At 35.9% G+C, this 26,037-nt stretch carries 25 protein-coding genes and 1 tRNA gene; 20 read left to right on the forward strand and 6 right to left on the reverse strand.

The genetic code is table 11. The annotated features are described in order from the left end of the window. Window positions 1-21: 21 nt before the first annotated feature. Window positions 22-1,224, reverse strand: a complete 1,203-nt coding sequence (locus IGI65_RS06930) for an ElyC/SanA/YdcF family protein (RefSeq protein WP_438773665.1) — start codon at window positions 1,222-1,224, stop codon at window positions 22-24. Between the two features lie 131 nt (window positions 1,225-1,355). Here IGI65_RS06930 and IGI65_RS06935 point away from each other — a divergent pair, with 131 nt between their 5' ends. Beyond that, on the forward strand, window positions 1,356-1,838 hold the full coding sequence (locus tag IGI65_RS06935; RefSeq protein WP_438773666.1) for a GyrI-like domain-containing protein: 483 nt from the start codon (window positions 1,356-1,358) through the stop codon (window positions 1,836-1,838). Window positions 1,839-1,948: 110 nt separating this feature from the next. On the opposite strand, the gene IGI65_RS06940 is transcribed toward IGI65_RS06935, so the two are convergent. The 3 genes from IGI65_RS06940 to IGI65_RS06950 all read right to left on the reverse strand — a co-directional run bounded on the left by IGI65_RS06940 (window position 1,949) and on the right by IGI65_RS06950 (window position 4,029). After that, on the reverse strand, window positions 1,949-3,250 hold the full coding sequence (locus IGI65_RS06940; protein WP_438773667.1) for a serine hydrolase: 1,302 nt from the start codon (window positions 3,248-3,250) through the stop codon (window positions 1,949-1,951). A gap of 181 nt (window positions 3,251-3,431) precedes the next feature. Beyond that, entirely contained in the window at window positions 3,432-3,578 is a 147-nt protein-coding gene (locus IGI65_RS06945) for a hypothetical protein (RefSeq protein WP_016172419.1), read from the reverse strand. Window positions 3,579-3,681: 103 nt separating this feature from the next. Continuing rightward, window positions 3,682-4,029 (reverse strand): DUF4828 domain-containing protein, encoded by a 348-nt coding sequence (locus IGI65_RS06950; RefSeq protein WP_438773668.1) that lies wholly within the window; start codon window positions 4,027-4,029, stop codon window positions 3,682-3,684. Window positions 4,030-4,154: 125 nt separating this feature from the next. Between IGI65_RS06950 and sfsA the strand changes: the two genes are divergently transcribed. The 11 genes from sfsA to IGI65_RS07005 all read left to right on the forward strand — a co-directional run bounded on the left by sfsA (window position 4,155) and on the right by IGI65_RS07005 (window position 14,762). Continuing rightward, window positions 4,155-4,895: a DNA/RNA nuclease SfsA gene (sfsA, locus tag IGI65_RS06955; RefSeq protein ID WP_438773669.1), complete on the forward strand. Its 741-nt coding sequence runs from the start codon at window positions 4,155-4,157 to the stop codon at window positions 4,893-4,895. Between the two features lie 56 nt (window positions 4,896-4,951). Further along, window positions 4,952-5,974 carry a Gfo/Idh/MocA family protein gene (locus IGI65_RS06960; RefSeq protein ID WP_438773670.1) on the forward strand — a complete coding sequence of 341 codons (1,023 nt, stop codon included), beginning with the start codon at window positions 4,952-4,954 and terminating at the stop codon, window positions 5,972-5,974. Further along, window positions 5,971-7,239, forward strand: coding sequence for a DEAD/DEAH box helicase (locus tag IGI65_RS06965; RefSeq protein ID WP_438773671.1), 1,269 nt, complete (start codon window positions 5,971-5,973; stop codon window positions 7,237-7,239). The genes IGI65_RS06960 and IGI65_RS06965 overlap by 4 nt, the downstream gene beginning before the upstream one ends. A gap of 54 nt (window positions 7,240-7,293) precedes the next feature. Then, window positions 7,294-9,999, forward strand: coding sequence for a sigma 54-interacting transcriptional regulator (locus tag IGI65_RS06970; RefSeq protein WP_438773672.1), 2,706 nt, complete (start codon window positions 7,294-7,296; stop codon window positions 9,997-9,999). 142 nt (window positions 10,000-10,141) lie between these two features. Continuing rightward, the gene (locus IGI65_RS06975) at window positions 10,142-10,465 is read left to right on the forward strand and encodes a PTS sugar transporter subunit IIB (RefSeq protein ID WP_071863716.1); all 324 of its coding nucleotides are present in this window, start codon (window positions 10,142-10,144) and stop codon (window positions 10,463-10,465) included. A 48-nt stretch (window positions 10,466-10,513) separates the two neighbouring features. After that, window positions 10,514-10,816, forward strand: a complete 303-nt coding sequence (locus tag IGI65_RS06980; RefSeq protein WP_379924011.1) for a PTS lactose/cellobiose transporter subunit IIA — start codon at window positions 10,514-10,516, stop codon at window positions 10,814-10,816. Between the two features lie 125 nt (window positions 10,817-10,941). Continuing rightward, a complete protein-coding gene (locus IGI65_RS06985; protein ID WP_071863718.1) occupies window positions 10,942-12,363 on the forward strand; it encodes a PTS sugar transporter subunit IIC in 1,422 nt (473 codons plus the stop codon). 164 nt (window positions 12,364-12,527) lie between these two features. After that, window positions 12,528-12,749: a hypothetical protein gene (locus tag IGI65_RS06990; RefSeq protein WP_438773673.1), complete on the forward strand. Its 222-nt coding sequence runs from the start codon at window positions 12,528-12,530 to the stop codon at window positions 12,747-12,749. Window positions 12,750-12,818: 69 nt separating this feature from the next. Continuing rightward, window positions 12,819-13,016 carry a DUF3188 domain-containing protein gene (locus IGI65_RS06995; RefSeq protein WP_071863720.1) on the forward strand — a complete coding sequence of 66 codons (198 nt, stop codon included), beginning with the start codon at window positions 12,819-12,821 and terminating at the stop codon, window positions 13,014-13,016. Next, window positions 13,013-13,426, forward strand: coding sequence for a DUF3284 domain-containing protein (locus IGI65_RS07000; protein ID WP_071863721.1), 414 nt, complete (start codon window positions 13,013-13,015; stop codon window positions 13,424-13,426). Before IGI65_RS06995 ends, IGI65_RS07000 begins: the two co-directional genes overlap by 4 nt. Before the next feature lie 175 nt (window positions 13,427-13,601). After that, window positions 13,602-14,762: a GNAT family N-acetyltransferase gene (locus tag IGI65_RS07005; protein WP_438773674.1), complete on the forward strand. Its 1,161-nt coding sequence runs from the start codon at window positions 13,602-13,604 to the stop codon at window positions 14,760-14,762. A 33-nt stretch (window positions 14,763-14,795) separates the two neighbouring features. Here IGI65_RS07005 and IGI65_RS07010 read toward each other — a convergent pair. Continuing rightward, window positions 14,796-14,869 (reverse strand) — tRNA-Arg (locus IGI65_RS07010). A gap of 265 nt (window positions 14,870-15,134) precedes the next feature. Between IGI65_RS07010 and IGI65_RS07015 the strand changes: the two genes are divergently transcribed. Beyond that, window positions 15,135-16,067 carry a DUF7916 family protein gene (locus IGI65_RS07015; protein ID WP_438773675.1) on the forward strand — a complete coding sequence of 311 codons (933 nt, stop codon included), beginning with the start codon at window positions 15,135-15,137 and terminating at the stop codon, window positions 16,065-16,067. Between the two features lie 100 nt (window positions 16,068-16,167). On the opposite strand, the gene IGI65_RS07020 is transcribed toward IGI65_RS07015, so the two are convergent. Beyond that, the gene (locus IGI65_RS07020; RefSeq protein WP_438773676.1) at window positions 16,168-17,502 is read right to left on the reverse strand and encodes a Y-family DNA polymerase; all 1,335 of its coding nucleotides are present in this window, start codon (window positions 17,500-17,502) and stop codon (window positions 16,168-16,170) included. A gap of 165 nt (window positions 17,503-17,667) precedes the next feature. Here IGI65_RS07020 and IGI65_RS07025 point away from each other — a divergent pair, with 165 nt between their 5' ends. The 7 genes from IGI65_RS07025 to IGI65_RS07055 all read left to right on the forward strand — a co-directional run bounded on the left by IGI65_RS07025 (window position 17,668) and on the right by IGI65_RS07055 (window position 25,939). Then, window positions 17,668-18,789 carry a baeRF6 domain-containing protein gene (locus tag IGI65_RS07025; protein ID WP_438773677.1) on the forward strand — a complete coding sequence of 374 codons (1,122 nt, stop codon included), beginning with the start codon at window positions 17,668-17,670 and terminating at the stop codon, window positions 18,787-18,789. Between the two features lie 280 nt (window positions 18,790-19,069). Then, window positions 19,070-19,270, forward strand: a complete 201-nt coding sequence (locus tag IGI65_RS07030; protein WP_016172403.1) for a cold-shock protein — start codon at window positions 19,070-19,072, stop codon at window positions 19,268-19,270. A 202-nt stretch (window positions 19,271-19,472) separates the two neighbouring features. Further along, window positions 19,473-22,223, forward strand: coding sequence for a helicase C-terminal domain-containing protein (locus IGI65_RS07035; protein ID WP_438773678.1), 2,751 nt, complete (start codon window positions 19,473-19,475; stop codon window positions 22,221-22,223). Window positions 22,224-22,304: 81 nt separating this feature from the next. Next, window positions 22,305-22,808, forward strand: a complete 504-nt coding sequence (locus IGI65_RS07040; RefSeq protein WP_438773679.1) for a cell wall elongation regulator TseB-like domain-containing protein — start codon at window positions 22,305-22,307, stop codon at window positions 22,806-22,808. An 85-nt stretch (window positions 22,809-22,893) separates the two neighbouring features. After that, window positions 22,894-24,087, forward strand: coding sequence for a pyridoxal phosphate-dependent aminotransferase (locus IGI65_RS07045; protein WP_438773680.1), 1,194 nt, complete (start codon window positions 22,894-22,896; stop codon window positions 24,085-24,087). Between the two features lie 55 nt (window positions 24,088-24,142). After that, a complete protein-coding gene (gene asnS / locus IGI65_RS07050; RefSeq protein WP_071863729.1) occupies window positions 24,143-25,441 on the forward strand; it encodes an asparagine--tRNA ligase in 1,299 nt (432 codons plus the stop codon). 267 nt (window positions 25,442-25,708) lie between these two features. Then, complete coding sequence (locus IGI65_RS07055; protein ID WP_245813011.1) at window positions 25,709-25,939, forward strand: hypothetical protein; 231 nt, start codon at window positions 25,709-25,711, stop codon at window positions 25,937-25,939. The last annotated feature ends 98 nt before the right edge of the window (window positions 25,940-26,037 follow it).

Here is a 26,037-nt window from a genome sequence, read left to right on the forward strand (position 1 = left end):
TTTTTTTGTAGTCATCATGGTCTAACCAACAAAAAATGACATTATCGAAATGAAAACAAAAAATGCTAGAATCAAACCACAGACAACGAGATGTCTTTTCTTATGCAAGGCAACGATTGCGATATATTCGCGTAAAAAAGCATTTGGTAGGTAATAAAGTGCTGTTTTTGCCCCAAGACCATCAGCTTTTAGTCCGGCTTGGCTGGCATAAATACCTGCGCGAAAAATATGGTAGTTATTTGAAGTGAAAATTACGCGATAAGGCACAGGCTGACTTGTATCCATAATTTCTTTTGAAAACTGCATATTTTCTAAAGTAGTAGTTGATCGTTCTTCAATGAGGATGTCGCTTTCTGGTATGCCTTTTTCTTTTGCATAAGTTGCCATAGCAACACTTTCTGGCAACTTTTCATCAGCACCTTGACCACCAGACATTAAAATCTTCGCATGTTTACCTGCAACTTTTAGTTGATGCTGATAAAATTTTATCGCAACATCTATGCGTTTGGCTAAAAGGGGAGAAACACTATCACCATTTAAAAGTCCCGCTCCTAAGACGATAATGTAATCTTGGTTTGGCTTGGGATGATTAAACTGATATAAAATTGAAACGCTTAAAAAATTGAAGAAAACGAGTGCGAAATAAAACATCATAAACGGTAATGCCGCTAAAAGACTAGTTAACCATTCCGGTAGGCGCTGGGCAATGAAAAAGTCATAGACTAAAAAGAATGTTAAAAAGATAGCTAAGAGTAAAGTTAACATATTCGCCAGCGAACGGGATTCTCTTTTTAAGACGATTAGTGCATTCCAATAAAGAAAAACCAGTAATGATACAAAGCCAAAAATTAAAACTGCAGCTAAAAAGACAAATGCCAGCCCTAAAATGGCAAAAGCGACCACACTTGCGGTAATGCTTGCGTTATAGACTAAATAAATACCAAAAACAAAAATTAAAATATTGAATAGTAGACCATTACGTAAGCGGGTTTTGTTTCTAAAATATTGCCATAAAAATATAGCGAGATAAAGAAGCGGTAAAATAAAGAAATAGCTGCCTTGTAAAATTTCAATGCCAGAAAAATAAAAAATTAAGCAAATACAGGTCCAGACTAAGCTAAAAAAGATTGTATCAGGATCTGGACTTTTCTTACGCCACGAAATAATAGCTAAAATACCGCCAATTAAAAAAATAAATAATAAAACTTCGGGTAAAAAATTCATACATTCAACTCCTTAATCTCTTTTTAGTATAGCGGATTACAACTCTTTTGGCTTGTGAAAAAGATATGATTTTTTAAAAAAGTTATTTTCTAGTACAATAAAGAAAAAGAGTAGTAGAAAGAAGGCAGAAGATGGAATTAGGTGAGATAAAAAAAGTCAATTTACCGGCTTTTACTGTGATTGGTAAAGAAGGTAGTGGTCTAGCAGCTGAAGGATCGTCATGGGTACCGCTATTATGGGATAATGTCAATGAACATTTTGAAGAAATCGCAAGAAATGTTACGCTTACGCCTGATGAAATTCATTTGTGGGGTTTGATGAGCGATGAAAATACCTGGCTTGCCCCTTGGCAAGAAGTGGGTCGTTATTTAGCAGGCATTGCAGTCCCCACGCATACAGAAGTACCTGCCGATTGGCAAAAATGGCAGATACCAACAGCAGATTATTTTGTCATTAAAACAGATGCTGAAAATTTGGCGCCAATGACTGAGAAAATGTTACTAGAAGTTTTACCACAAAATAACCTAACTTTAAGTGGAGCTATCCAAGAACATTATTTACCGGAATTTGCTCTAGGGGAAGTGGAATTGTATTTTCCAGTTGTAGCAATTTAAAAGACCAAACCAAAAAAAAGACGGTGTGACAAAATTCTTGTCACACCGTCTTTTTTTGGAAATACAGGTTGTGACAAAAGTTGCATTTGTCACAAAACTTTTAATTGCATTTAAAAAACAGATTGAATGAAATTTTCAACGTGACGACCAAAAATAACGAAGATATTTGCTTTTTCTACCGCCTTATCAACGATAATATCTGTAGTGTGGGTTGGGGCTTTTTCCAAATAGCCAAGCTCATCACCTTTTAGGCTGACACTTGCCTGCCCAACTACGTCACCTTTTGCTACTGGAGCGGTAACAGCGTTGTCTTTTACTTTACTATCAAATTTTGGTGTAATTGTTAAATCGTTTTCGTTTAGATCATCTCGAACCCATAATGTCACGCTATCTTTTAAAGAAATGCTAGTTTTAAGTTGTTTACCATCAGTAACCGCAATTTCTTTTTGTCCAGGGAGCTTAGTACCACCTTTTAAAACTTCTTTTTGTTGCCAATGCTCATAGCAATAATCCATTAATTTCCCTGTTTCAACAAAACGCGCACTAGGATTATTTTTATGATCAGTAGCATTTAAGACGACAGTAATTAACCGTTGTCCATTTTTTTCAATTGTTCCGACAAAACAAGCTCCTGCTAGTTCGGTTGTACCAGTTTTAAGCCCATCAACGCCTTCTTTTGCGTTAATAAAACCTGGCAACATCCAGTTCCAGTTGACCATTTCAACTGGTGATTGGGTATTAGCACCAAACATTTGCGTCGTTGTAGCTGAAACTTTTAAAATATCAGGATAGTCTTTAATTAAGTGACTGGCGACAATGGCCACATCGCGAGCAGATAGTAAATTTTCGGCATCTGGGCTAGAACCAGGATAGCGATTATCACCTAAATATTTATTATTCAAACCAGAAGCATTATAGATTTTAGCATCGTGAATACCCCATTTTTCTAATTGGCTACGCATTTGATCAACAAACTTTGCTTCTGAACCAGCGATTTTTTCAGCTAGAGCCACCACCGAAGCATTGGCTGATTGAATAACGGCAGAATCAAATAGTTCTTTTACGCTGTATTCATTTTCTTTGTGTAAAGGGACATTGGAAAGATCCGGGGTAACACTTAGATTTGCAGCGTAATCAGAAATAGTCACTTTATCGTCCCAATTTAATTTTCCGGCTTTAACAGCATCTTCAACTAAATAAAGACTGATAATTTTTGTAATCGAAGCAATTCCCATCGGTGTATCACCATCTTGATTATAAAGTACTTTTCCTGTTTTGAAGTCTACGGCAATAGCGCCTTTTGCGGCTACTGAAAAATCATTTGTATTTTGGGCGGCGAAACTTTGGCTAGTAAAACCAAAAGTAGCACAAAACAGTAAAAGAGTAATCAGAATTTGTTGTATTTTTTTCATGATAAGCTCCTTTAATTAGACAATTAGACATTACAAGTTGTAATTTTAACAAAGAGTAGCAGACAAAACAATTCTTCTTCCAAAAGTTTCACAAAAAAGCTAAAAAAGCCACGATTAACCAGTTGAAGCAGACTTCTCAACTCGTTAATCGTGGCTAATTGACACTTTTTATAGGGGACAATTAATTGCGATGGTGACTTTTTACGCGTACAGGAACTTTCTCCAATTGATTTTCGTCATTAATATAACGAAAAACTGCATAGGCTGAAATGCCCAATAATACGACCAAACTAAACATGGTAAATAGTGTAATCATCGTTGCAAGCATCAGCAAAACCTTCTTTCTATAAATTACTTGGCTACGGTTACAAATCCTCATAACAAGTATAACAATAATTATCTAATCGAGCCACTGGAATGTTTCTTTTTATCTATTTTAATTCTTCTCGGGATAAGATATGGTAAATACCATCCATTTCCGTTTCGTCATAAAAAGAAAGCTGGTCATCTTTTAAAAGAAAAGTTAATTTATAACCCATCTCATCTAAAAGAATCAGACGTTCTGGTGTCAATTCAACTAGCGTCGTTTTAACCGGCTGTCGATTACGGGTCAGATTCCAATTATCATCAATGGTAAAATGTACTTTTTCTAAAGACGTCTGATAAAACCAACTTCCCACAAATGCTTTAGGTTCATGTTTATTTTTATGCCAGAAAATAGTACCAATTAGACCGGCTAACAGTGAAATTCCTAACATTAATGGTAAATTTTTTTTCATCAGGCGCGCCTCCTTTTTTTATGATGGGAGTAGTATAGCATAAGAAATTTAATCAGCCCTCGGTCTAAGGTTGGAGATTGTCGGTTTTTCCTTTTTTTGTTAGGATTTAGCTAGTAGGTGAGAAGATGAAATATGAAAATATTCAAATGGCTTATTTTATCAGAAGAGATAATCGGTTTATTTGTCATTGTCAATTAATAAATAATAAAAAAATCGTCACGGTCCATGTGAAAAATACAGGCCGTGGTAAAGAAATTTTAATCACTGGTGCTCTAGTCGCATTAAATTATCAACCGAGTCCAAAACGGAAAACCGCATATGATTTAGTGGCGGTAAAAAAAGAAACGATGTGGATTAATATTGATAGTCAGCTACCCAATCAATTAGCCTATGATGGTATTTTAAGTGGAAAAATTGTGTTGCCGCATTTCCCTGGTCAGCTTTTGTCTTTAAAAAGAGAAGTTACGTATGGTAATTCTAAATTTGATTTGTTTGCAATAAGTGATACTGGCGCCAAAGCATTTATTGAAGTAAAAGGCATGACTTTAGAAAATAATGAGGTGGGAGCTTTTCCAGATGCGCCGACTGTAAGGGGCTTAAAGCATGTCAATGAACTTCAAGTAGCTTATGATGCGGGATACTTTTCTTATGTGTTGTTTGTTGTTCAATTTGAAAAAATTCGGCTAGCTACTATTCACAATGCAATGCAACCACAATTAGCTACAAGTTTTGCCACCGCAATGGCAGACGGCGTGGAAGTTTTAGCGTATAATTGTAAAGTAGACCCTCAGGAAGTAACATTAAAAAAACAGGTACCCTTTGATTTGACATATCCTTTTGTTGATCCTAATGCATTGGCTGACTAGCAGCTATCAAAAGCGGTTGTTACTGTTTAATTTTAGAAAATAAAGGAGCGAAACTTATGATTAATTTAGGTATTATTGGTACAAACTGGATTACCCACCAATTTGTAGAAGCGGCACTTGCAACCAAAAAATACGACTTAGTAGCAGTGTATTCCCGTTCATTGGAAAAAGCGCAAGAATTTGGCGCACGGTATCATGAAGACATAGCGTACACAACGGATTTAAAAACTTTTTTTAATTTAGCCCATTTGCACACTGTCTATATTGCATCTCCAAATGCCCTTCATTTTGAGCAAGCCAAGGCTGCTATTTTGGCAGGTAAAAATGTGATTGTCGAAAAACCAGCATTTTCGACCCCAAAAGAAATAGATGAAATAATTGAATTAGCTAACCTTCATAATGTCTACTTCTTTGAAGCAGCCCGCAATATTCATGAAAAAGCATTTGATACCATTAGCGATTTTTTACCTTTAAAAGATCGAATTATTGGCGCCAACTTTACTTTTATGAAATATTCTTCCCGCTATGATGCAGTTTTAGATGGGCTAGAACCAAATATATTTTCACCAAAATTTTCCGGTGGCTCGCTTATGGATTTAGGTGTTTATCCCCTTTATGCAGCACTAGGATGGTTTGGTGTTCCCAATGAAAGTCATTATTTTATGCGGAAAATTGCTACTGATGTCGATGGTATCGGTACTATTATTTTACGCTATGATTTATTTGATGTTACGATTCAACAAGGCAAGATTGGAGATTCTTTCTTACCGTCTGAAATTTATTTTGATAATGGCACATTAACGTTAAATGGCATTAACTCTTTTGAAAAAGCAGAATTTTATGATCGTAATACCAAGAAACGAGTGCTGTTGCCAATCACATTAAAAGAAAATCCAATGGAAGAAGAGGCATTGGCCTTTGCGAATGTGCTGAACAATCCAACGGACAAAATGCAAGGTATTTTATATGAAGAGTGGGTTGAGTTGGCGCGTAATGTAAACCAACTAATTTATGATTTACGCCAAAAAGCAGGTATTCACTTTACTGCTGATCAAAAAGATGAGGAAAAAAATTCATGATGTTAGAGAAACTACCCGTAACACTTTTACAACAATGGCAAAAAGCCGGCTATCAAAAACCATCTTTAATTCAAGAACGAGTTTTTGAACCTTTGAAAGAAAAAAAGAACGTAGTCGGAGTTGCTCCCACTGGTTCTGGTAAGACAGTCGCATATTTACTGCCCATTTTAATGCAACTAAACTCAGGCGAAGGAAATCAACTGTTGATTTTAACTGCGTCACAAGAATTAGCAATGCAAGTAGTAGAAACAGCTCGTTTTTGGACAGAAAAGATGGGATTAAAGGTTCAACCATTAATTGGCGGGGCCAATACAAAACGACAATTAGAAAAGTTGAAGGAAAAACCAGAGATTTTAGTGGGCACAGCCGGTCGCGTGTTAGAGTTAATGAAATCAAAAAAAATCAAAAGCCATCAGCTACAGACAGTGGTTTTTGATGAAGCAGATCAACTCTTAACCGGTCAAGCACTAGAAATTGCTCAGGGAATTTTGCAATATTTGGATAATTCTTGTCAGTTAAATTTCTTTTCTGCCACCGCCTTAAATGTTATGCCGGAAATAAAAACAATTACAAAAGATAACTTCACTTTAATCGATGTCACAAAAGAAGATGCAAGCCAAGGAGAAGTCAATCACTTTTATCTCATTACTTCTAAACGTAAAAAGGCCGACACAATCCGGAAGTTACTCCATGTCAAAGACTTTCGTAGTTTGATCTTTTTCAATGAAGTAGCCGAACTAGGCGCCGTCGCTGAAAAATTACAGTTTCATCAATTACCCGTTGCAACTCTTGCTTCAGATCAAAATAAGTTGCTGCGTAAAACTGCCTTAAATGCTTTTCGAACAGCGAAAATTAATGGTTTATTAACCACCGATGTAGCAGCGCGGGGACTGGATTTAGCTGATTTACCTATGGTAGTCAATGCAGAAGTGCCAATGGATGATGCTAGCTACCTACATCGCGCTGGGCGGGTAGGTCGAATGGGAAAAAAAGGTACTGTGATAACCTTAGTAGCAGAAAATGAATTGTCTTATTTGAAAAAGATGACAAAAAAATTGACGCTACCCTTAACAGAAATTTATCTGTATAAAGGAAACTTAGTGACTGAGCGTCCACTGAGTGCTACAAATGAGAAAAACACACAGAATTTACTAAAAGAAAAACACAAAGATATAGAAAAAGTGCACACTAGTGTAAGCACTGAGAAAAAGAAAAAGAAAAAACGGCACAGTAAACAAAAAAATATTGGGAAAAGGCGCGTTTAGCGCCTTTTTTTGTGCTATTCTTAGAGTGTAAAAAATTTAGGCAAGGAGCTTGTCATGAATTCACGAAAAGAAGAAATTTTACACACATTAGAAATGCGCAAACAAGGCATGACGGCAGTTCAAATTGGGGAGTTACTAAATATTGATCGTACGAATGCGAGTCGCTATTTAAATGAGTTGGCAAAAGAGCAGCGGATTGTCAAAAATTCAGGTCGCCCAGTTATTTATGAGCCACTATCTGAAGAACAAGTTCACGTTGACAATTCTTCTGCGGTAACCTTTGATGCTTTAGTTGGCGAAAAGGGTTCTTTAAAAGTCGCGATTCAGCAAGCAAAAGCTGCAATTTTATATCCACCACGAGGCTTGCATACGATTATTTTTGGCGATACAGGTACCGGTAAATCGCTTTTTGCTGAGTGTATGTATCAATTTGCTTTAAAGTCGCAAACTTTAAAAAAAGATGCGCCTTTTGTCTCCTTTAACTGTGCCGATTATGCCCAAAACCCGCAACTGCTTTTTGGTCATATTTTTGGGATAAAAAAAGGTGCTTATACAGGGGCTAATGAAGACAGTCCTGGCTTAATTGCCAAAGCAGATAATGGAATTTTATTTCTTGATGAAATTCATCGTTTACCCCCAGAAGGCCAAGAAATGCTATTTACCTTCATTGATAAAGGCGTGTATCGACCTTTAGGAGAAAGTAATAAGACATATGAAGCAGCGGTTCAAATTATTGGGGCAACAACGGAGTCTTCCGAGAATTTTTTAACTACCTTTAATCGCCGCATTCCGATGTCTATTACATTACCAAGTATTAAAGCACGCTCACTAGATGAACGTTATGAGATTATTACTTTGTTCATTAAACAAGAAGCCAATCGCCTTAAACAAAAAATTGAAGTAGAACAAGATGCTATTATTGCTTTTATGTTGTATCAAGCAGAAGGAAACATCGGTCAAATTAAACGTGATTTAAAACTGGTTTGTGCCAAAGCCTTCTTGCATTATCGGACTAAGCAACAAAATACTCTTTTAATTCGTAAAGAAGACTTATCACTGCCGGTTCAAAAAGGACTACTGATGCGTAAAGATCATAGCGATGATTTAAAACAATTCTTAGAAGGAAAAGGTAGTCTGCTTAGTTTTGAACCAGGCGCCACTGAAGTAGTATGGAGCCAAGATCCAGAACGCAACATGCAAGTTTATAATGCGATTGAAGAAAAGGTGACAACTTTAGCTAACCAAGATTTAAATAATGTCGATTTAGAGCAGCTAATCTTAGGGGATGTCGATGCTTATTTTGAAACTTATGTCGAAGAATTGACCCAAAGTTCTTTGCATAAAGAGTTATTGCCAAAAGAAATTTGGCAGTTAACCAGCGAGTTATATGAAGTCGCTGAAGAGCGCTTGGAGCGAAAATACAATGAGAAAGCCCGTTTTGCCTTTGCCTTACATTTGCAAAGTACGATTGAACGGTTAAAAGATGGTCACACGATTATTCACCCTGACTTAAATAATATCCGTAAAAACTTCAAACAAGAATTTCAAGTTGCGCTAGATTTATCAACGATTATTGAAGATCGTTGTCAAATTGAAATTCCTTTTGATGAAATTGGATTTATCAGTATGTTTTTATCCATTCAAGTGGGACAAAATACACCACTACCAGAGAAAAATGTGGAAGTTATCGTTTTAATGCACGGTAAACAAACTGCAACGTCGATGCTTGAAACAGCGCAAGAATTATTGGATACAAAAACTGGCGTGGCTTTTAATATGAGTCTAGATATGGAAGTCCAAACAATTTATAACCAACTCCTAAAATACGTCCAAGAAAATGCTGGTAAGTGGAACGGGGGTATTTTGCTACTGACAGATATGGGGTCTTTGAATTCATTTGGGGATTTGATTTATGAAGAAACTGGTATCCGCACTAAAGCTGTTTCAATGACAAGTACAATGGTTGTCTTAGAAGCATTAAGAATGGTGGATATGGGAAGAACGTTAGAAGATATTTACCAAAATACACTCTTGTCATTTAAAGCCATTGTAAAAGATGAGTTCAATTTGCATAAACAAAAGCAAAAGAAAGCCGTTGTAGTTACGTGTTTTACCGGTGAAGGTGTCGCAAGTAAGCTTTACGATAGAATTGTACCGGTAGTAGATCAAAGCCAAACCGAAGTGATTCAAATGCAATTTATTGAAAAAAACGCCTTCTTACAACATATTGATGCGCTAATGACAGAGTATGAGATTAAAGCAATCGCAGGAACAGTAGAAATTGATTATCAGAATATTCCTTTCTTTTCGGCTTATGAAATATTTGATAACGAACGATTGCGTGTATTAAAACAAATTGTTAATGATGAAATCTCCCTTGAAAAAATTGGAAAATCTTTGCAAGAAGCTTTGACCAGTGTAAGTGGGGTTGAACAGTTGATGATACAATTACAACAACTTTTGCATCATGTGGAAGGCCAAATGCACGCTGTTTTAGAGCCGAGTGTTGATGCGGGAATTATGATTCATCTGGCCTTTTTAGTCGATAATTTACGCAATGGTGGCACGTCACGGTGCTTTGATAACTTAGAAGCTTTTCAAAAAAAATATCGTTTGGAATGTGACTTGTTAAAAACGAGCTTAATGCCAATCGCGAAAAATTATCAAGTAGAGTTTAGCGATGATGAAATTGCTTATGTCGTGCAAATGATTCAACAAAATAAAATCAGTAGTGCGTATGCGCTTACACGCAATAATTAGTGTGTAAATAGTGTGTGCTATCTGTGTATTAAAAAACAACGATTAAAACGCTTTAATAACAGTGTTTTAATCGTTTTTTTATTTTGGCACGCTTTTTGCATTATAGTTAAGTGTAAGATAAATGAAAAAGAGGTGAGATAAAATGGCAAAAGAAACAATTATGTTAGTTTGTTCAGCGGGGATGAGTACAAGTTTACTTGTTACAAAGATGGAAAAAGCTGCCGAAGCAAAAGGAATTGACGCCGATATTTTCGCAGTTTCAGCATCTGAAGCAGACAACATTTTAGAAGAAAAAAATGTTGATGTCTTGCTACTTGGCCCACAAGTTCGCTTTATGAAAGCACAATTTGAACAAAAAGTTGCACCAAAAGGCATCAAACTAGATGTAATCAACATGGCCGATTACGGCATGATGAATGGTGAAAAAGTTTTAGCGCAAGCTGAAAAATTGATGAATGAAGAATAATCATAAGGAGGGAATTTTGTGGGAGAACAACAAAACTTAGAAGCCATCATGGGCTTAATCATGTATGGCGGCAATGCCAAAAGCGATGCCATGGAAGCAATTCAAGCCGCTAAAAAAGGTGATTTTGAATTAGCAGACCAAAAAATCGCAGATGCAGAAAATTCTCTGACTGAAGCGCATCATTCACAAACCAATATGTTGACCCAAGAAGCACAAGGAAAACATGTTGATGTGACACTTTTAACTGTTCACAGTCAAGATCATTTAATGACAGCTATTGCGGTAACTGATTTAGCTAAGGAAGTAATCGATGTTTATCGTAAAATGGCTGAAATGACTGCTGACAAATAAGAATCAAATTCGATTTATAAAGCGTTAGTACACTGCTGAGCAGGTGAGCAGTTTAATTCATCTTTTTTATCGTGGTTGTTTGTTAAAAGATGGCACCTGTAATCTTTTTATTAGGAGGAAATAAAATGGACGCATTAACAGCGTGGTTAGAAAAACACGTGCTTCCAATCGCAGCAAAAATTGGGGCCCAAAAACATTTAGTTGCTTTGCGGGATGCCTTCATCGGCACAATGCCAGCAACAATGGCAGGTTCAGTAGCCGTTATGATCAACGCAATTATTCGTGATTTACCTGGTCAGTTCATCTCAACTTGGGGTGCAAGTATTGCTGAAGGAAAAGGTATTTTTGCTCTTATTAGTACGATCATTACAATTAATGGTTACGTTTGGAATGGTACATTGGCAATTGCCGGGATTATCTTCGCCTTTTCATGGGGCTTTAACTTAGCTCGTGCATACGGCGTTAACGACTTAGCCGGTGGTATTGTTTCTTTAGCTGCTGCTATTTCTGGTGTGACATATTCATACTCAGGAACATTAGCACAAAAAGTTCCTGCTGATTTGGTTGACCAAATTAACGCAAACTCTGCTACAAGTGGTTGGTCTGCAACTGCTGATGGCATTACTGCAAATGCATGGGGGTGGATTCCATTAAACAATATGGATGCCAACTTCTACTTCACAGCGATGATCGTTGGTTTTGTGGCAAGCATTATCTTCTGTAAATTAATGCTAGCAAACATTACGATTAAAATGCCTGAACAAGTACCACCTGCAGTATCAAAAGCTTTTGCAGCGATTATTCCTGCGACAGCAGCTTTATATGTAGTAGCAATTTTCTACTGGATCTTCTCTAAACTAGTTCCAGGTATGACATTATTAGCTTGGATTCAAGAAATGATTGCCAAACCATTATTAGGCTTCTCCCAAGGTTATGGTGCGGTATTAATCGTAACATTGTTTGTTCAATTATTCTGGTTCTTTGGTATTCATGGTACCAACGTATTAGCACCAATTTTAGAAGGTGTCTTCTCAGTAGCCCAACTTAAAAACGTTAACTTGTTCCAAGAAGGCGGTATGTCTGCAGTCTTAGACGACGGTTACAAATGGGTTCGTGGTTCATTTGATATTTACGCATGGTTTGGTGGCGCCGGTGGTACATTAATGTTACTAATCGCAATTTTAATCTTCTCAAAACGAGCAGATTACCGTGCAGTTGGTACATTAGGTGTCGGTCCTGGTCTTTTCAATATCAATGAGCCAGTTATGTTCGGGATGCCAATCGTATTAAACGCATTGCTATTTATCCCTTACATTTTAGCACCACTAGTATCTGTTTCAATTGGTTTCTTTGCAACACAAGCTGGTTGGGTAAACCCAGTATCACAACAAGTTGTTTGGGTAACACCACCAATTTTAAACGCATTACTTGCAACAGCAATGGACTGGCGCGCGGTTGTCGTATCAGTAATTTGTATGGCTGTAACTTTTGTAATCTATGCACCATTTGTGATTGCAGCGAATAAAGTACAACCAACTGATCTTTAAAATGATTGAAGAACTGTTTTCGCTTCCCAAAGAGGTGGAAGCAGTTCTTTTCTTCTCGGAGAAGTTGTGAGAAAATGAAATTGAAAACGGTATAAATTATTGAAATGAAATTATTTAACAAACGAGTATTAACTTGTTTTTTGAAGATATAAGGAGGAATTATAATGATTAGTATTGCCAGTGCAATGCAACAAGAAGAAATTAAAAATCTACTAGCTGATTATAACGAAGAAGGAATTAGCTATACTTTTAAAGAAAAAAAAGGAATCAAATTATATTTTGATGTAACTGGAGATGCACAACAAGCTGCTGCAACTGCCAAACAATTAATTAAAGCACAACCTTGGGGTAGCGTTTTATATTTCCAAGCAGTTCCAGAAGGTTAAATCGCTTCAATTATACTAAAAAAGTAAGTGAAGGATAAGAATCAAAGGGTTACAAAAGTAGGAAGTAGGATGATGAACATGGTAAAAAACGGCTTGTTTTTATGCAGCATTGGCTTTTTAATCACAATCTACAGTTTTAGTGGGCCGAGTCAGCAAATGAATGTAGGGCGCTTAGTTGTAGGATTAGCGTTTGTCTTAATTGGAGGCGTCATGATTTGGCGTAAAAAAAAGACAACAAAAGAAGATGAAAGAGGCGATAAAGCATGAAAGTAGAAAAGAAACTGAATACTTCAGCAGAAAATTTTTATGATAAAATGATGAACTCTGTTATATTTGATGTTCGCAAAGCAACAGGAAAATCTATTACGCGTAAACAATTAAAAAATTTTTCTTACATTAAACAATTTTCTAAAAATAGCAGCGCTAAAATTGTCATTGAAGAACTTGTTGAAAATCGTATTTATCAGTTTAAAACTTCAACTAGCCGTAATGAGTTTGTCGTCCGTTATGAGATTACACCAATTGATGAAAACAAATGTCTAGTTATTTACAATGAAAATATGAAATCATTTGGTTTTATGCAACAGATGAATGATTTGCTATTGGGGATAATGCTGGGCTTTTTCAGAAAACGCCAGTTTGGTAAAATGTTAGAAAACATGGCAAGTGCTAATTAAAAGGGGTCTACGGACACCTTTTTTGCTTTACAGAAAATTTAGCATTTTGTTAGGAATAAAAATCTTAACACTATTTGTTTAAAGTTATAAAACTGCTTTTGATGACACTTAAAAAAACAAACTGGTGGCGTATTTAAAAATTTGCAAGGATTTCACTTACTTTGGAGGGGTTTTTATGACCGTCAGAAAGATACAAGCGGACTTTCAACAGATGTTTGATCTAGCTACTTATGCTTTTGTACAAAATAAAAGTGCAGAACAAAAAGAGCGGTTTACGTATTTAGCAAAAAATTCAGAAAATTATGGTTCATTTGCTGATGAAATACTAGCCAGTCAAATTATGGCGACGCCTTTTTTCATAAATTTTTGGGATCAAACTTTTAAAATGAAGGGGATCGGATTTGTTTCTACTTATCCTGAATTTCGTAAACAAGGCCGAATTGATGCCATTATGAGAGAGATTTTACAAGATAGTTATAAGCAAGGGACAGAGCTTTCTTATTTGGCGCCATTTTCTTATCCTTTTTACCGTCGCTATGGCTATGAATCAGCATTTTTACAAATTCGGTATGAAGCATCCCCTGAAATGTGGCCTTTTGCGGAAAAATCCATGGGAAAAGTTAGACGCATTACTTTTCCAGCTGCAAAAGAGGTAATGAAGACAATTTACCAAAAAAGTGACGAAAGTCAAAAAGGTGGTTTACAACGAGCAGAATGGTGGCTGAAATATAAATTTGACTTGCATAAAGATTTTAACTTTGCCATATATGAAGAAAAAAACGAAGCTAGAGGATATGTAGTTTATCAAATTGTTCAAGATAAATTAGAAATTATGGAATTAATTGCGTTAACACAATCAGGATTTAATGCTTTACATGCTTTTATTAAAGCGCATAGTGGAACTGTCAAAAAGATTGGTTGGAGCTGTCCTTATAATGGTGAGACAAAACTGCTACAAGTTTGTAATCCACAAGTAGATGTGAAAATATTGCCATATATGATGGCGCGGGTAGTTAATATACTGACATTTTTAAAGGCTTATCCTTGGCAAAATAAGATTAAGCAAAGTTTCACGATTGAAATTGTCGCGGATTCTTTTCTACCCATTAATAACGGATGCTATGAAATTACGCCAGAAAAAAGTGTTAAGCAAGTTGCGACAAGTAAGCTTCCACGTATAAAAGTAACACCACAAAGTTTCACGCAGTTATTTTTGGGTAGTGTTTCGTTAAATGAGCTACGTGCAGCTGAAAAAATTGAACTTTCAACTGATTTGGCACGCCAATTAACAACACTTTTACCAACGGAAAAACCGTTATTAGGAGATTATTTTTAAATAAAAAAGAAGCCCCAAAATGGACTTCACTAACGTTCCCGACTGGAATTGAACCAGCGGCCTGTCGCTTAGGAGGCGACTGCTCTATCCGACTGAGCTACGGGAACAAAAATTACTGTTGCGTTGCAATTTTAACAGCTAACTGGTCGTTATTTAGTTAAATAACCGTATTCAAGTATAACCTATTCTCCCGGTGACGGTCAAACCATATCCAGTAACTTTGCCATAGGAGTTTAGACCAATTATCGCTGCGCCATAGCCATGAGGTTATCGTTTGGATTAGTTTATTAGCTGTTTTATTATTTCAACTAAATATAATTATTTTGTTATATAACAAAGGATGAAATCATCCGTAAAGAAAGAGGAAGAAAAATGGTAAAACGATTGATTAGTGCTGATTACAGTGATGTTAAAAAAATGAGTGCCAAAGAATTAAAACAATCCATCAAAGCCAGTGAAGGTCGTGTAGTTGTAACGGAAACAGTTGTTCAAACAATTCCACAAGCAGGCGAAATTACTAATGCTGAAGTTGCCGCGGCTTTTGGTGCCGATCTGATTTTATTAAATGGTTTTGATTGTTTTCGGCCGGTTGTTTTTGGTATGCCTGGCTTAACTTCAGAAATGATTTTTGATAAGAATGCAGTAATTGAAAATCCTATTCCTATGTTAAAAAAATTAACCGGGCGACCAATAGGGATTAATTTAGAACCGATTCCAGCTGATTTAGATTTAATGAGTGAGCAAGTGGTAATTTCAAAAGGTCGTACTAGCTCAGTTGAAACGATTAAAGAAGCCGAAAAATTAGGAGTTGATTTCATCTGTTTTACAGGTAACCCAGGTACAGGGGTAACGAATGAAGCAATTGCAGAAGCAGTAAAAATTGCAAAAGAACATTTTTCAGGGTTAGTTATTGCAGGTAAGATGCACAGTGCTGGTTCAAGTGAGCCTGTTGTAACAACAGAAGCGATTGAAGCCTATGCAAATGCAGGAGCAGATATTTTATTACTTCCAGCTGTAGGGACGATTCAAGGCTTTTTAGAGCAAGATTTAATTGCAGCAGTCAAACTAGCAAAGGAAAATGACTTGTTAACAATGACCGCAATTGGCACCAGTCAGGAAAGTGCCCGACCAGAAACACTGCGTCAAATGGCGATTACCAATAAAATTTGCGGCGTAGATTTGCAACATATTGGCGATGCTGGCTATGGTGGGATGGCACCAGCAGAAAATATTTTTGAAATGTCTATAGCGATTCGCGGAATGCGCCACACACTTAATCGTGTTGCTCGCTCAATCAATCGTTAATATTAATTAGATAGATTAGAAAGAGGACGTGACATTTTTGGTTACGTCCTTTATGTATGGCTTGAAAATTAAAAGGCATCTTTTTACTTTTTATGCTAGGCTATAAACCATCTAACCCACCAGCGCCGCCGTTATGGCCTCCGACTAGATGACTTCGTGCAAGACTGCGGGCACCGGTTAATTTGCTTGTAGCGTGGATAATTGCTGAAAAACCATACTTGGAACGAATTTTATCAATTATTTGATCCAAGCGTTCTTCATTTAGCTGCACTTCCGGCGGTGTAAATAAATTGAGCTGCTTGGCATTGGTAAAAACTAGTTTTGAGTAACTAACGCCAATGTGACGGACAATTTGACCGGTATAATAACGGCGGAAAATTGTAAGGCAATGGTTCACTAATTCTTTGGTATTGTCCGTTACAGAAATTTTCATTTGATGGGAGAAGCCTGCTTTTTCCTCCCCACGACTAGCCCCAATGTATAGACAAACACATTGCGTCAAACAATGATGTCGCCGAATTCGCGTAGCAACTTGTTCAGCCATTTCTTTTATCACAATTTCAATTTCCGCTTGACTGGTATAATCTTTTGGTAAAACTTGACTGTTGCCATAAGATTTTTCTTTTGTTTGGGGAGCTTTTTCTGAAATAATTGTGCGATCAATACCATTGGCATGGTAATACAGTTGTAGACCTAAAATGCCAAAATGATTTTGTAGTTGGATAGGATCGTTATTAGCGAGTTGTTTAATGTTATCGATTCCTAAGTTATAAAGTCGCTTTTTCATGCGATTTCCAATTCCCCAAAAATCCGTCAATTCAGGGATAGACCACACTTTAGTTAAAACATCTTGATAGCGAATTTCAGCAATAAAATTGGAGCTATGTTTAGAAAAATTATCCAATGCTAATTTTGCCAACAGGGGATTGTCACCGATACCAATGGATAAAACTAGACCTAATTTTTCTTTCACTTCATTTTGGATATGGCGAGCTAGACGCATCCGTTTCATATAACGTGACTCAGTAGTGTCAGGATAAAATAGATTTAAAGAATGGGTAACATCTAAAATGGATTCATCAATTGAATAAGGAAGCCAATCTTCATCTGCGACATATTGTTGAAAAATTTCATTAAAGCGCATATTTTCTTTAATATATAGACTCATGCGAGGAGGAACTTTCAATAAGGTGGAATCATCTGGTAAATTATCGGCACGCGTCACATTACTTATGCCTAAGTCGTTTTTTGCTGCAGGCGAAGATGCCAGAATTAAGCCGTTACCGGTACTATCCTCACTACTCATTACAACTAGACGAGTGGTTAAAGGATCGAGTCCGCGCATAACGCACTCCACTGTAGCGTAAAATGATTTAACATCAATAAATAAAATATCTTGAACATCTTCTTTACGATAATCAAAATTCGCTGTCATTATTCTCACCTCACTGATTATATTATACGAACGTGTGTTTGTTTTTGTAAAGTAGTAATTTTTGTCGATAAAAGCTTAGATAAGGTCTTATTGCTTTATGTAAAAATGTAAGCGTGTTACACTTTTAGTGTAGTGTTATTCATTATTTTTAGGAGGTAATGTTTTATGACCAAAGTTGGAAATGAAGTTTTGCAGCAGTTAACTGCTGATCTTGAAAAAGGGCCTTTTGTTACGATTATGTTAAATACACACGTTGCCCACCAAGATGTAGAAAAAGATCAAATAAAATTTAAAAACTTTGCCAAAGAAGCCAAAAAACGTTTTGAGAAAAAATATCCTGAAAAAGAATGGAAAAAAATTCAAGATAAAATTGACGTCCTTTTAGCTGATGCCTCATTTTGGCGTAGTGGTACTAAAAGTGTCGCCGTCTTCTTAACGCCTGAAGAAACGCTGGTTCATCGTTTAAATATTGCAGTAGATGATCAATATTATGTTGGCGATTTACCTTATTTATTGGCTCTCATTAAAAATGGTCAATTTAATTACACCTACTATTTATTAGCGTTAAATCGTGATTCGATGAAACTTTATTTTGTCGACAATAAAGAAATTAGTGAAGTCGCTTTACCAGACGATGCGCCAATTGATGTTAAAACAGCTTTAGGTGACGAATTAACAGGCGGAAATTTAAATTACAGTTCACAAGGTAGTCAAACTGGTTCAAAAGAAGGGATTGCCTATCATGGTGTTAACGCCAAAGATGAAGAAGTTGAAATTGATTGGGTAAACTACTATCAAGCAGTAGATACTTTCTTTAAAGATACTTTTAATAATGCTGAAAATTATCCACTATATTTATATGCTTTACCTGAAAATCAAACGATGTTTAAAAAATATGCTAAAACACCTTATTATCGCTCGGATGCTGCAATTTCTGGCTCACCAGCGCAATTGGACATTAAAAAAATTCAAGCAGATTTAGCTGAAATTACGACGACTTTATCGCAAGCTGAAATTGCTTCTTATCAAAAATTATTAGATAAAAAATTTGTTGATCAATTACCAGATATTGCTTTAGCAGCCAAAGAAGGACGCATTTCACATCTATTCATCGCGACGTCTAATTTAGTAGATGGTTTTGGTGAAGACCCAGATACAGAATATGATCGTCGCCAAGTATTAAACAATTTGGCTGCAGATGTGGTTAAAAATAGTGGTAAAGTTTTTGTATTAGAACAAAAAGATGCACCGGACGAAAAAAGTTTAGTCGCCATCTTACGTTATTAGAAAAAAAGTCCGTTTCTTTTGAAACGGACTTTTTTAATATCACGCATGAAAATAGAAGATTTCTTTTAAAGGAGAGCCTTTTTGGGGTCTTTATTAAATCTTCTTAACATTTAGTCAAAATAAATTCGCTTTTATAAAATATATGTGGTACAATTCTTTTTGTAGTTATTGTAAAGGTAATTAATGGCAAGCTTGTTTCATATTTAAACATCTTCCACTTTTTCACCGGATACAAGGAATTGCACAAATACGTGTGTTTCACACAAGGAGGATTTTTAATATGCAAACAGGTACAGTTAAATGGTTCAACGCAGACAAAGGTTTTGGTTTCATTACAGCAGAAGACGGTAACGATGTATTCGTTCACTTCTCAGCTATCCAAGGCGACGGCTTCAAAACTTTAGAAGAAGGCCAAGCAGTAACTTTTGATGTTGAAGAAGGTCAACGTGGCCCTCAAGCAACAAACGTTAACAAAGCTTAATTTAAATTAAACTTATAAGCCTGACGAGATTTCTCGTCAGGCTTTTTTTGTATTTAAGGTTATATAATTTTAATAAGGAACAAGCTACTATATTTTACTTTGTTTACGAAAAACAGGTTTTTATTTCATGACTATTGAAAAAATAGTATAATTTCAAATGAACCTTTATTAAGATTATCAATTTACTAGGAGATGGCTGATCATGAACCAAAATACAACGTATGCCGTGGTGGATATTGAAACAACAGGCACAGACCCAAAAGTTGATCGTATTATCCAAATAGGCTGTGTTTTGATTAGAAATGGCCGTCTAATCAATCGTTTTGCTACGGATATTAATCCTGGAAAGAAAATTCCTAAGCAAATTCAAAATTTAACGCATATTACAAATAGCCGTGTTCAAAAAGCACCTTATTTTGAAGATGTTGCTTTTATTATTGCTGATCTTTTAGCAGATACTGTGTTTGTAGCACACAATATCTTTTTTGATTATCAATTTCTAAATGCTGAATTAAAGCGTTGTGGCGTTTTGCCTTTAGACATTCCGGGTATCGATACTGTTGAATTAGCTCAAATTTTTTTGCCGGAAGAAAGCAGTTTTCGGTTAAGTGATTTAGCGGAAAGTTTTGGCCTGCAACATGATAATCCACATCAAGCTGATAGTGATGCTGAGGTTACCGCAGCACTGCTACTTTACATTGAAGCTATCATGCGACAATTGCCACTGGTTACGTTAAAGACAATTAGTGAATTAGCTACCCTAACTGCGATGCAAACGAAGGATTATATTGAAAATATTTATCAGCAACAAGTAAAAGAAAATCCACCGCTAGCAGATGATCTAGAAATAGTTGACGGGATTGCATTGAAAAAAAAAGCAATTACGTTGTATGAAGATAGTCACTATCAAAAAAATTATCCGCAAAAGAAAACCCAAAAAGAAAAACTCTATCAAAATAAGTTATCCTTTCGTAAAGAGCAGGCACGGTTGATGAATTTGGTTTATCAACATTTTGCGCAAACAGAGACGAAAGATTTATTAATTGAAGCCGCAACAGGCATGGGCAAGACGATTGGTTATTTGCTACCAGCGAGTTTTTTAGCCACACCTGAAAAACCACTTGTCATCAGCACTGTTTCTTTACTATTACAAGAACAAATTATAAAAAAAGATATTCCGTTGTTAAATCGTTTCTTAGATCAAAAAATTCAAGCTGTAGTGGTAAAAAGTAAACGACATTATTTAGACTTAGCGAGGTTTAAACAGACCCTGCTAAATCCAATACCACAAAAGCAATACACTCTTTATCAAATGGCGGTTTTGGTCTGGTTAACAAAAACCAAAACAGGGGACTTGGGCGAACTGAATTTAATTAATTTAAATCATCTCTTTTTCCAAGACGTTGCGCATCATGGCGTAGACTACTTATCACCCAAATCGCCATTTTATCCCCATGATTTTTTAAAGTTTTTAAATAGTCAGATGCAAGAAAGTAATTGTCTGATTGTTAATCATGCTTATTTGGCGCAAGAAAGTTTGCGAAAAGAACCTTTATTACCTGAATCACCTTATCTAATTATCGATGAAGCTCATCATTTACCAGCGATTTGTGAAAAAATCGCCGCAGAATCATTTAATACATTTTCTTTTACTAAACGTGTAGAACAGGCTGTAAGTGATGAAGGTGTTTTTACTAGGCTGGATAATTGGTTAACACAAGAGTCAGAAGGAAAAAGATTAATTAATTTACTAAAAGAAGAGTTAATCGCACTGACTGATTGTTATGAGACATTAACAGATTTATTGTTAACAGAACTATCTTTAGATCAAGAAATCGTAACGGCAGCAGATTTTACGAAGTTTGATAAAAAAACTTTGAAATGTTTAAAAAAAATTGAATTGTTTTTACAAGAAAGTAGCGAAATTGGCACTCTTTGGCAACAATTTCTCGCTAAACGGCGACTTGCTTGGGGCGTTTGTGCTCAAATTGATTTTGCTACATTAGCGGATTTATTAAATGATTTAGAAAAACAACGACGTATTATACAACGCTTTTGTCATGATTTTGCGCCTCGTTATCTTCACTGGGTCTTAAGAAATGAAAGACAATCAGGATTAACCTTTCAAGTTACAGATTTCAAAGCAGCGATTTTACCGCAAACAAAATGGTATCCTCGCTTTGAAAAGATCATCTATATTGGTGGGGCGCTAAAGCTTACCAAAGACCGTAATTTATTTGCCAAACGATTGGGAATCCCTGCTGCTAGTTTAAAAATTGTGCCATCACCATTTGATTATGAAAAGCAAACAGAAGTTATAGTTCCGACTAAAGCAGCGTATATACCACAACTTTCACCTAATGAGTATAGTCACTTTTTAGCAGAAAATTTGACTGCTTTATTGAAAGATTTTAATCGTCCTGCCTTAGTACTTTTTACCTCCCATGAAGTTTTGCAAAAAGTATATGAAAAAATGCATTTATCTTTTTTAGAAAATGGACGAGAAATACTTGCCCAAGGAATTGGTGGCAGTCGAGATAAGCTGTTGAAACGCTTTAGTCAAAGTGAGTCTGGAATTTTATTTGGCACAGATAGTTTTTGGGAAGGTATTGATCTTCCTGGTGAACAGTTGGAGCTTGTGATTGTGACACGTTTACCCTTTGAAAATCCCAAACGGCCCATGGTTAAAGCGCGGTATGACTTTTTGAAATCGATTGGGGTTGATCCTTTTCAGACAGAATCTTTACCAAACGCTATGTTAAAATTACGTCAAGCCTATGGACGTCTCATTCGCTCCCCTGAAGATCAAGGTATACTAGTAGTGTTGGATCGGCGCTTTGTAAATACTACTTATGGTAAAAAATTACGTCAGTCTATTCCTAAAAAAGTTGCAATTAAAGAGATTCCACTTTTAGAAATGACTGAAGAGATTACAAAATTTTTAAAAGATTAGCGGAATTTTAAGTGCTGAAAAACTTTTTAACTTGAAGTCTGCTATAATTAAAGGCAATTATCACAAAAGGAGCGTCAATCGGTGAAAAAAAACTTGGCAAAAGAAGAACGTCAGGAGCTAATTTTATTTATTATTTCTGGTGTTTTAGTTATCTTGATTGCGCTAGGTATTTTAGGTTATTTAAAAGCCCAAAGTCCTATGCAGCAAGCAAAAAAAGAAGCGACTGCTTTAGCAAAAAAACATACTGATTTAGTAAATGTGGATGAATTTTATTGGTATAACCGCCAACAGACGTATTTTAGTTTAATTGGTAGTGATAAAAAAGGGCAAGAAATTGCTGTTATTGTTCCTAAATCAGGAGAAAAAATTACTGTCTTACCCCAAAAAGATGGTATTACAGCTACTAAAGCAAAAGCGCTAGTTAACAATACTTTTCATAGCCAAACTGCTAAAAAAGCTGAATTGGGGATTTATGATAAAAAGCCTGTTTGGGAAGTAATGGCTACTGATGAAGATGGGCAAATTACTTATTATTTATTGTCGTTTGAAAAAGGGGAAGAAGTCAAAGTTATTAAAGATGTGTAAGATAAGCCCACTGTTTTTATTCCGAAAATAATTTCGGTTAAAATAACCGCTTTACGATTTTTAATTTATTGAGGAGATGATGAGGATGAAATTGTCGCAACGGGCCCAAAAATTAGAACCATCAGTCACATTAGCTGCTGCTGCTAAGGCAAAAGCTTTAAAAGCGCAAGGTGTAGATGTGCTGAGTTTGACGGTAGGTGAGCCAGATTTTATCACCCCAAAAAACATAGAAGAGGCTGCTATTGCAGCTATCACTTCTGGTAAAGCCAGTTTTTACACCCAGTCTGCTGGTATTCCTGAGTTGCGTCAAGCTGTGGTTGATTATATGAAAAACTACTATGGACTCGATTACAAGGTGGAAGAAACTATCATAACGGATGGCGCAAAATATGCGCTTTATAATTTATTTCAAGCTATTTTAGATAAAGACGATGAAGTTATTATCCCAGTGCCTTATTGGGTCAGTTATGGAGAACAAGTAAAACTAGCTGAAGGTATCCCAGTCTATGTAAATGGTGGTTTTGAAAATGATTTTAAAGTTACCGTGGCCCAATTGGAAAAAGTACGAACAGATAAGACAGTTGCGATTATTATCAACTCACCTTCTAATCCTACAGGTATGATTTATACCAAAGAAGAATTAACAGCAATTGGTAACTGGGCGGTTGAAAATGATATTTTAATTATCGCAGATGATATTTATGGTCGTTTAGTTTATGACGATAATAAATTCACACCAATCGCTACTATATCAGATGCCATTGCTAAACAGACAATAGTGATTAATGGTGTTTCAAAAACTTATTCCATGACTGGTTGGCGGATTGGGTTTGCTGTAGGTGACGCTAAAATCATTAAAGCAATGACAACAATTGCTTCTCAATCAACAAGTAATCCGACTGCTGCGAGTCAATATGCTGCCTTAGAAGCTTTAACAGGAGATCAAAGCTCTGTTGAAAAAATGCGGGTAGCTTTTGAGGAACGCTTGAATAAATTGTATCCTTTAATCGCAGCAATTCCTGGTGTTGAGGTGAAAAAACCGCAAGGGGCCTTCTATCTTTTCCCAAATGTTAAAAAGACCATGGCAATGTGTGGTTATGATGATGTCAATGTTTTTGTCGAAGATTTATTAGAAGAAGGTCACGTCGCTTTAGTTACAGGTGCAGGCTTTGGCGCACCAGAAAATGTGCGGATAAGTTATGCGGCTAGTTGGGATGTTTTAGAAGAAGCTGTAAGACGAATGCATAAATTTGTTGAAAACAAACGCAATAAAGATTAGAATGCTAGAAGGAAATCCTCACAATAATTAGTGTGAAAGAATAGGAGAGACACAAGTGGAACAAATTCAAATCATTGATGCAAAAGACCACGTAGGCGAAGTTGTCACCATTGGAGCTTGGGTTGCTAACAAACGCTCAAGTGGTAAGATTGCTTTCTTGCAATTACGCGATGGGACAGCTTATTTCCAAGGCGTGGTAGTGAAAAGCGAAGTAGCTGAAGAAATTTTCCAAACAGCCAAAAACTTAAATCAAGAAACATCGATTTTAGTAACTGGCGAAATTAGAGAAGATAGTCGTTCAAAGTTTGGCTATGAAATCGGTGTACAAAATATTGAAGTTATCGGCGAAAGTCATGACTATCCTATTACGCCAAAAGAACATGGAACAGACTTTTTGATGGATCATCGTCATTTATGGCTCCGTTCTTCTCGTCAACATGCCATTATGCAAATTCGTAATGAGTTGATTCGAGCAAGTTATGAGTTCTTTAACAAAGAAGGCTTTGTTAAAATTGATCCGCCAATTTTAACCGGATCTGCTCCAGAAGGTACCACTGATTTGTTTGAAACAAATTATTTTGATCAAAAAGCTTATCTTTCTCAGTCTGGCCAACTTTATATGGAAGCTGCCGCAATGGCTTTTGGTAAAGTATTTTCTTTTGGCCCAACTTTTCGGGCGGAAAAATCTAAAACACGCCGTCATTTGATTGAATTTTGGATGTTAGAACCAGAAATGGCCTTCATGCATCAAGAAGAAAGTTTAGAAGTACAAGAACAATATGTTGCCTATTTGGTTCAAAGTGTTTTAGATAATTGCGATTATGCGCTACATGTTTTAAAACGGGATCGTAGTGTATTAGAAAAATATACACAACTTCCTTTCCCACGTATCACGTATGATGATGCAATTAAATTATTACAAGAAAATGGTTTTGAAGATATTGAATGGGGCGATGATTTTGGTTCTCCTCATGAAACTTTTATTGCTAATTCCTTTGATCGTCCAGTTTTCATTTTGAATTATCCAAAAGCAATTAAACCATTTTACATGAAACCACACCCAACTCGTGAAGATTTGGTGATTTGTGCCGATATGATTGCCCCTGAAGGCTATGGTGAAATTATTGGTGGTTCTGAACGAGCAACTGATTATGAGTATCTTTTAGAACAAATTCGTGCGCATGGATTAGATGAAAATGAATATTCATGGTATTTAGATTTACGTAAATATGGTTCAGTTCCGCATTCCGGTTTTGGATTAGGTTTAGAAAGAACCGTGACCTGGTTAGCTGGTATTGAACATGTCCGTGAAGCTATTCCATTCCCACGTTTATTAAATCGGATTTATCCATAACAAAAAAACTGTCATAAGCTTTTTGAAGTGCCCCCCAAAATTTTAACTTTTGGGGGTCTTTTTATTGTGTGGCAGTTTTTTTGCCCTTTTTTAATCGAACTTTAGTTAAAAGTTATTATTTTATTTCATTTTTTTGAACTAGGTCTAAAATTGGTATATATGTATATACAAGTTAAAATAATTGATTTAAAGCGAAATTAACTTGATTAAGTTATAAAAGGTATGTTATCATGAATGCAACGCAAGAAAAGAAAAGGGGTTATAAAAGTGATAACAGAAAAATCAATTTTGTTAGGAAAACAGTATATGGTCCAACCGAAAGGATTTCATCGTGCCATTTTGGCAACCGCTGCAAAAGTAGTCAATGACGGTATTATCTTTAAAGTCGACTTTTGTGAGCTTTGCGATCGCGATAAAGTATCACAAGACAATCCCTATGTAACAGCTACAAGTTACGATATTAAACGTGCTGTAGGCGAAAATTGTTTCTTTAGTTAATTTGAATATTTGCCAATGTCGTAGTCTATTAGACTGCGACATTTTTTTGTTATAAAGTAATTAATATAAAAGAATGAAAGAGAAAATTAGGCTAAATA

Source organism: Enterococcus sp. DIV0755b (assembly GCF_051713765.1).
GTDB lineage: Bacteria > Bacillota > Bacilli > Lactobacillales > Enterococcaceae > Enterococcus_C > Enterococcus_C canintestini.

Excerpts from the sequence above, each read along its gene's own strand:
- IGI65_RS06930 (WP_438773665.1), bottom strand. The coding sequence starts at position 1,224 with ATGAATTTTTTACCCGAAGTTTTATTATTTATTTTTTTAATTGGCGGT.
- IGI65_RS06960 (WP_438773670.1), top strand. The coding sequence starts at position 4,952 with ATGATTAATTTAGGTATTATTGGTACAAACTGGATTACCCACCAATTT.
- IGI65_RS07030 (WP_016172403.1), top strand. The coding sequence starts at position 19,070 with ATGCAAACAGGTACAGTTAAATGGTTCAACGCAGACAAAGGTTTTGGT.
- IGI65_RS06980 (WP_379924011.1), top strand. The coding sequence starts at position 10,514 with ATGGGCTTAATCATGTATGGCGGCAATGCCAAAAGCGATGCCATGGAA.
- IGI65_RS07045 (WP_438773680.1), top strand. The coding sequence starts at position 22,894 with ATGAAATTGTCGCAACGGGCCCAAAAATTAGAACCATCAGTCACATTA.
- IGI65_RS07015 (WP_438773675.1), top strand. The coding sequence starts at position 15,135 with ATGGTAAAACGATTGATTAGTGCTGATTACAGTGATGTTAAAAAAATG.
- IGI65_RS06950 (WP_438773668.1), bottom strand. The coding sequence starts at position 4,029 with ATGAAAAAAAATTTACCATTAATGTTAGGAATTTCACTGTTAGCCGGT.
- IGI65_RS06975 (WP_071863716.1), top strand. The coding sequence starts at position 10,142 with ATGGCAAAAGAAACAATTATGTTAGTTTGTTCAGCGGGGATGAGTACA.
- IGI65_RS06995 (WP_071863720.1), top strand. The coding sequence starts at position 12,819 with ATGATGAACATGGTAAAAAACGGCTTGTTTTTATGCAGCATTGGCTTT.
- IGI65_RS07005 (WP_438773674.1), top strand. The coding sequence starts at position 13,602 with ATGACCGTCAGAAAGATACAAGCGGACTTTCAACAGATGTTTGATCTA.
- IGI65_RS06935 (WP_438773666.1), top strand. The coding sequence starts at position 1,356 with ATGGAATTAGGTGAGATAAAAAAAGTCAATTTACCGGCTTTTACTGTG.
- IGI65_RS06945 (WP_016172419.1), bottom strand. The coding sequence starts at position 3,578 with ATGCTTGCAACGATGATTACACTATTTACCATGTTTAGTTTGGTCGTA.
- IGI65_RS06985 (WP_071863718.1), top strand. The coding sequence starts at position 10,942 with ATGGACGCATTAACAGCGTGGTTAGAAAAACACGTGCTTCCAATCGCA.
- IGI65_RS07000 (WP_071863721.1), top strand. The coding sequence starts at position 13,013 with ATGAAAGTAGAAAAGAAACTGAATACTTCAGCAGAAAATTTTTATGAT.
- IGI65_RS07020 (WP_438773676.1), bottom strand. The coding sequence starts at position 17,502 with ATGACAGCGAATTTTGATTATCGTAAAGAAGATGTTCAAGATATTTTA.
- sfsA (WP_438773669.1), top strand. The coding sequence starts at position 4,155 with ATGAAATATGAAAATATTCAAATGGCTTATTTTATCAGAAGAGATAAT.
- IGI65_RS06965 (WP_438773671.1), top strand. The coding sequence starts at position 5,971 with ATGATGTTAGAGAAACTACCCGTAACACTTTTACAACAATGGCAAAAA.
- IGI65_RS06970 (WP_438773672.1), top strand. The coding sequence starts at position 7,294 with ATGAATTCACGAAAAGAAGAAATTTTACACACATTAGAAATGCGCAAA.
- IGI65_RS06990 (WP_438773673.1), top strand. The coding sequence starts at position 12,528 with ATGATTAGTATTGCCAGTGCAATGCAACAAGAAGAAATTAAAAATCTA.
- IGI65_RS06940 (WP_438773667.1), bottom strand. The coding sequence starts at position 3,250 with ATGAAAAAAATACAACAAATTCTGATTACTCTTTTACTGTTTTGTGCT.
- IGI65_RS07025 (WP_438773677.1), top strand. The coding sequence starts at position 17,668 with ATGACCAAAGTTGGAAATGAAGTTTTGCAGCAGTTAACTGCTGATCTT.
- IGI65_RS07035 (WP_438773678.1), top strand. The coding sequence starts at position 19,473 with ATGAACCAAAATACAACGTATGCCGTGGTGGATATTGAAACAACAGGC.